This window comes from Leyella lascolaii (assembly GCF_900079775.1).
Taxonomy (GTDB): Bacteria; Bacteroidota; Bacteroidia; order Bacteroidales; family Bacteroidaceae; genus Prevotella; species Prevotella lascolaii.
This window is the reverse complement of sequence record NZ_LT556055.1, coordinates 1-5,420: the sequence shown is the minus strand read 5'-3', so window position 1 is coordinate 5,420 and position 5,420 is coordinate 1. Positions and strand designations below refer to the sequence as shown.

Genomic DNA, 5,420 nt, shown 5'->3' with positions numbered 1-5,420 from the left:
GTGGTATCGTTATGCGCCTTCGTATGTTTCTCCTGCTTATCACCTTCTTGAAGGCTTCCCATTCATTCAGGAACCGCCTTCTGGTGATTTGCAAGAACGCGTACTTATTCGCCACCATGATTATGACCAGTGTTTCCAGTCCGTTCAGTTGTTGCAGTGGAATAGTCAGGTTAAATTTAATGTGACCGTTTATCGCAATCTGCCGACCACTCGCGATTCAATCATGACTTCGTGATAAAAGATTGAGTGTGAGGTTATAACGCCGAAGCGGTAAAAATTTTAATTTTTGCCGCTGAGGGGTTGACCAAGCGAAGCGCGGTAGGTTTTCTGCTTAGGAGTTTAATCATGTTTCAGACTTTTATTTCTCGCCATAATTCAAACTTTTTTTCTGATAAGCTGGTTCTCACTTCTGTTACTCCAGCTTCTTCGGCACCTGTTTTACAGACACCTAAAGCTACATCGTCAACGTTATATTTTGATAGTTTGACGGTTAATGCTGGTAATGGTGGTTTTCTTCATTGCATTCAGATGGATACATCTGTCAACGCCGCTAATCAGGTTGTTTCTGTTGGTGCTGATATTGCTTTTGATGCCGACCCTAAATTTTTTGCCTGTTTGGTTCGCTTTGAGTCTTCTTCGGTTCCGACTACCCTCCCGACTGCCTATGATGTTTATCCTTTGGATGGTCGCCATGATGGTGGTTATTATACCGTCAAGGACTGTGTGACTATTGACGTCCTTCCCCGTACGCCGGGCAATAATGTTTATGTTGGTTTCATGGTTTGGTCTAACTTTACCGCTACTAAATGCCGCGGATTGGTTTCGCTGAATCAGGTTATTAAAGAGATTATTTGTCTCCAGCCACTTAAGTGAGGTGATTTATGTTTGGTGCTATTGCTGGCGGTATTGCTTCTGCTCTTGCTGGTGGCGCCATGTCTAAATTGTTTGGAGGCGGTCAAAAAGCCGCCTCCGGTGGCATTCAAGGTGATGTGCTTGCTACCGATAACAATACTGTAGGCATGGGTGATGCTGGTATTAAATCTGCCATTCAAGGCTCTAATGTTCCTAACCCTGATGAGGCCGTCCCTAGTTTTGTTTCTGGTGCTATGGCTAAAGCTGGTAAAGGACTTCTTGAAGGTACGTTGCAGGCTGGCACTTCTGCCGTTTCTGATAAGTTGCTTGATTTGGTTGGACTTGGTGGCAAGTCTGCCGCTGATAAAGGAAAGGATACTCGTGATTATCTTGCTGCTGCATTTCCTGAGCTTAATGCTTGGGAGCGTGCTGGTGCTGATGCTTCCTCTGCTGGTATGGTTGACGCCGGATTTGAGAATCAAAAAGAGCTTACTAAAATGCAACTGGACAATCAGAAAGAGATTGCCGAGATGCAAAATGAGACTCAAAAAGAGATTGCTGGCATTCAGTCGGCGACTTCACGCCAGAATACGAAAGACCAGGTATATGCACAAAATGAGATGCTTGCTTATCAACAGAAGGAGTCTACTGCTCGCGTTGCGTCTATTATGGAAAACACCAATCTTTCCAAGCAACAGCAGGTTTCCGAGATTATGCGCCAAATGCTTACTCAAGCTCAAACGGCTGGTCAGTATTTTACCAATGACCAAATCAAAGAAATGACTCGCAAGGTTAGTGCTGAGGTTGACTTAGTTCATCAGCAAACGCAGAATCAGCGGTATGGCTCTTCTCATATTGGCGCTACTGCAAAGGATATTTCTAATGTCGTCACTGATGCTGCTTCTGGTGTGGTTGATATTTTTCATGGTATTGATAAAGCTGTTGCCGATACTTGGAACAATTTCTGGAAAGACGGTAAAGCTGATGGTATTGGCTCTAATTTGTCTAGGAAATAACCGTCAGGATTGACACCCTCCCAATTGTATGTTTTCATGCCTCCAAATCTTGGAGGCTTTTTTATGGTTCGTTCTTATTACCCTTCTGAATGTCACGCTGATTATTTTGACTTTGAGCGTATCGAGGCTCTTAAACCTGCTATTGAGGCTTGTGGCATTTCTACTCTTTCTCAATCCCCAATGCTTGGCTTCCATAAGCAGATGGATAACCGCATCAAGCTCTTGGAAGAGATTCTGTCTTTTCGTATGCAGGGCGTTGAGTTCGATAATGGTGATATGTATGTTGACGGCCATAAGGCTGCTTCTGACGTTCGTGATGAGTTTGTATCTGTTACTGAGAAGTTAATGGATGAATTGGCACAATGCTACAATGTGCTCCCCCAACTTGATATTAATAACACTATAGACCACCGCCCCGAAGGGGACGAAAAATGGTTTTTAGAGAACGAGAAGACGGTTACGCAGTTTTGCCGCAAGCTGGCTGCTGAACGCCCTCTTAAGGATATTCGCGATGAGTATAATTACCCCAAAAAGAAAGGTATTAAGGATGAGTGTTCAAGATTGCTGGAGGCCTCCACTATGAAATCGCGTAGAGGCTTTGCTATTCAGCGTTTGATGAATGCAATGCGACAGGCTCATGCTGATGGTTGGTTTATCGTTTTTGACACTCTCACGTTGGCTGACGACCGATTAGAGGCGTTTTATGATAATCCCAATGCTTTGCGTGACTATTTTCGTGATATTGGTCGTATGGTTCTTGCTGCCGAGGGTCGCAAGGCTAATGATTCACACGCCGACTGCTATCAGTATTTTTGTGTGCCTGAGTATGGTACAGCTAATGGCCGTCTTCATTTCCATGCGGTGCACTTTATGCGGACACTTCCTACAGGTAGCGTTGACCCTAATTTTGGTCGTCGGGTACGCAATCGCCGCCAGTTAAATAGCTTGCAAAATACGTGGCCTTATGGTTACAGTATGCCCATCGCAGTTCGCTACACGCAGGACGCTTTTTCACGTTCTGGTTGGTTGTGGCCTGTTGATGCTAAAGGTGAGCCGCTTAAAGCTACCAGTTATATGGCTGTTGGTTTCTATGTGGCTAAATACGTTAACAAAAAGTCAGATATGGACCTTGCTGCTAAAGGTCTAGGAGCTAAAGAATGGAACAACTCACTAAAAACCAAGCTGTCGCTACTTCCCAAGAAGCTGTTCAGAATCAGAATGAGCCGCAACTTCGGGATGAAAATGCTCACAATGACAAATCTGTCCACGGAGTGCTTAATCCAACTTACCAAGCTGGGTTACGACGCGACGCCGTTCAACCAGATATTGAAGCAGAACGCAAAAAGAGAGATGAGATTGAGGCTGGGAAAAGTTACTGTAGCCGACGTTTTGGCGGCGCAACCTGTGACGACAAATCTGCTCAAATTTATGCGCGCTTCGATAAAAATGATTGGCGTATCCAACCTGCAGAGTTTTATCGCTTCCATGACGCAGAAGTTAACACTTTCGGATATTTCTGATGAGTCGAAAAATTATCTTGATAAAGCAGGAATTACTACTGCTTGTTTACGAATTAAATCGAAGTGGACTGCTGGCGGAAAATGAGAAAATTCGACCTATCCTTGCGCAGCTCGAGAAGCTCTTACTTTGCGACCTTTCGCCATCAACTAACGATTCTGTCAAAAACTGACGCGTTGGATGAGGAGAAGTGGCTTAATATGCTTGGCACGTTCGTCAAGGACTGGTTTAGATATGAGTCACATTTTGTTCATGGTAGAGATTCTCTTGTTGACATTTTAAAAGAGCGTGGATTACTATCTGAGTCCGATGCTGTTCAACCACTAATAGGTAAGAAATCATGAGTCAAGTTACTGAACAATCCGTACGTTTCCAGACCGCTTTGGCCTCTATTAAGCTCATTCAGGCTTCTGCCGTTTTGGATTTAACCGAAGATGATTTCGATTTTCTGACGAGTAACAAAGTTTGGATTGCTACTGACCGCTCTCGTGCTCGTCGCTGCGTTGAGGCTTGCGTTTATGGTACGCTGGACTTTGTAGGATACCCTCGCTTTCCTGCTCCTGTTGAGTTTATTGCTGCCGTCATTGCTTATTATGTTCATCCCGTCAACATTCAAACGGCCTGTCTCATCATGGAAGGCGCTGAATTTACGGAAAACATTATTAATGGCGTCGAGCGTCCGGTTAAAGCCGCTGAATTGTTCGCGTTTACCTTGCGTGTACGCGCAGGAAACACTGACGTTCTTACTGACGCAGAAGAAAACGTGCGTCAAAAATTACGTGCAGAAGGAGTGATGTAATGTCTAAAGGTAAAAAACGTTCTGGCGCTCGCCCTGGTCGTCCGCAGCCGTTGCGAGGTACTAAAGGCAAGCGTAAAGGCGCTCGTCTTTGGTATGTAGGTGGTCAACAATTTTAATTGCAGGGGCTTCGGCCCCTTACTTGAGGATAAATTATGTCTAATATTCAAACTGGCGCCGAGCGTATGCCGCATGACCTTTCCCATCTTGGCTTCCTTGCTGGTCAGATTGGTCGTCTTATTACCATTTCAACTACTCCGGTTATCGCTGGCGACTCCTTCGAGATGGACGCCGTTGGCGCTCTCCGTCTTTCTCCATTGCGTCGTGGCCTTGCTATTGACTCTACTGTAGACATTTTTACTTTTTATGTCCCTCATCGTCACGTTTATGGTGAACAGTGGATTAAGTTCATGAAGGATGGTGTTAATGCCACTCCTCTCCCGACTGTTAACACTACTGGTTATATTGACCATGCCGCTTTTCTTGGCACGATTAACCCTGATACCAATAAAATCCCTAAGCATTTGTTTCAGGGTTATTTGAATATCTATAACAACTATTTTAAAGCGCCGTGGATGCCTGACCGTACCGAGGCTAACCCTAATGAGCTTAATCAAGATGATGCTCGTTATGGTTTCCGTTGCTGCCATCTCAAAAACATTTGGACTGCTCCGCTTCCTCCTGAGACTGAGCTTTCTCGCCAAATGACGACTTCTACCACATCTATTGACATTATGGGTCTGCAAGCTGCTTATGCTAATTTGCATACTGACCAAGAACGTGATTACTTCATGCAGCGTTACCATGATGTTATTTCTTCATTTGGAGGTAAAACCTCTTATGACGCTGACAACCGTCCTTTACTTGTCATGCGCTCTAATCTCTGGGCATCTGGCTATGATGTTGATGGAACTGACCAAACGTYGTTAGGCCAGTTTTCTGGTCGTGTTCAACAGACCTATAAACATTCTGTGCCGCGTTTCTTTGTTCCTGAGCATGGCACTATGTTTACTCTTGCGCTTGTTCGTTTTCCGCCTACTGCGACTAAAGAGATTCAGTACCTTAACGCTAAAGGTGCTTTGACTTATACCGATATTGCTGGCGACCCTGTTTTGTATGGCAACTTGCCGCCGCGTGAAATTTCTATGAAGGATGTTTTCCGTTCTGGTGATTCGTCTAAGAAGTTTAAGATTGCTGAGGGTCAGTGGTATCGTTATGCGCCTTCGTATGTTTCTCCT

At 44.7% G+C, this 5,420-nt stretch carries 9 protein-coding genes; all 9 read left to right on the top strand.

Annotated features, from left to right (window positions below):
- The coding region (locus tag BN4609_RS17400) for a major capsid protein (protein ID WP_084791700.1) at window positions 1-235 on the top strand (235 nt) is incomplete at its 5' end.
- A 110-nt stretch (window positions 236-345) separates the two neighbouring features.
- Window positions 346-873 (top strand): hypothetical protein, encoded by a 528-nt coding sequence (locus BN4609_RS17395; protein WP_000487867.1) that lies wholly within the window; start codon window positions 346-348, stop codon window positions 871-873.
- Window positions 874-881: 8 nt separating this feature from the next.
- Window positions 882-1,868, top strand: a complete 987-nt coding sequence (locus BN4609_RS17390; RefSeq protein WP_000466547.1) for a Minor spike protein — start codon at window positions 882-884, stop codon at window positions 1,866-1,868.
- 36 nt (window positions 1,869-1,904) lie between these two features.
- Window positions 1,905-3,473 (top strand): replication endonuclease, encoded by a 1,569-nt coding sequence (locus BN4609_RS17385; protein WP_001134933.1) that lies wholly within the window; start codon window positions 1,905-1,907, stop codon window positions 3,471-3,473.
- Complete coding sequence (locus BN4609_RS17380) at window positions 3,406-3,558, top strand: hypothetical protein (RefSeq protein WP_435988044.1); 153 nt, start codon at window positions 3,406-3,408, stop codon at window positions 3,556-3,558. Before BN4609_RS17385 ends, BN4609_RS17380 begins: the two co-directional genes overlap by 68 nt.
- Window positions 3,491-3,730 (top strand): phage DNA packaging protein C, encoded by a 240-nt coding sequence (locus BN4609_RS17375; protein ID WP_016670801.1) that lies wholly within the window; start codon window positions 3,491-3,493, stop codon window positions 3,728-3,730. The genes BN4609_RS17380 and BN4609_RS17375 overlap by 68 nt, the downstream gene beginning before the upstream one ends.
- Complete coding sequence (locus tag BN4609_RS17370) at window positions 3,727-4,185, top strand: scaffolding protein D (RefSeq protein WP_000084700.1); 459 nt, start codon at window positions 3,727-3,729, stop codon at window positions 4,183-4,185. Before BN4609_RS17375 ends, BN4609_RS17370 begins: the two co-directional genes overlap by 4 nt.
- Entirely contained in the window at window positions 4,185-4,301 is a 117-nt protein-coding gene (locus BN4609_RS17365; protein WP_000033471.1) for a phage DNA packaging protein J, read from the top strand. The genes BN4609_RS17370 and BN4609_RS17365 overlap by 1 nt, the downstream gene beginning before the upstream one ends.
- Window positions 4,302-4,337: 36 nt before the next feature.
- Window positions 4,338-5,420: major capsid protein (locus BN4609_RS17360; protein ID WP_068857377.1), on the top strand; the 1,083-nt coding region annotated here is incomplete at its 3' end.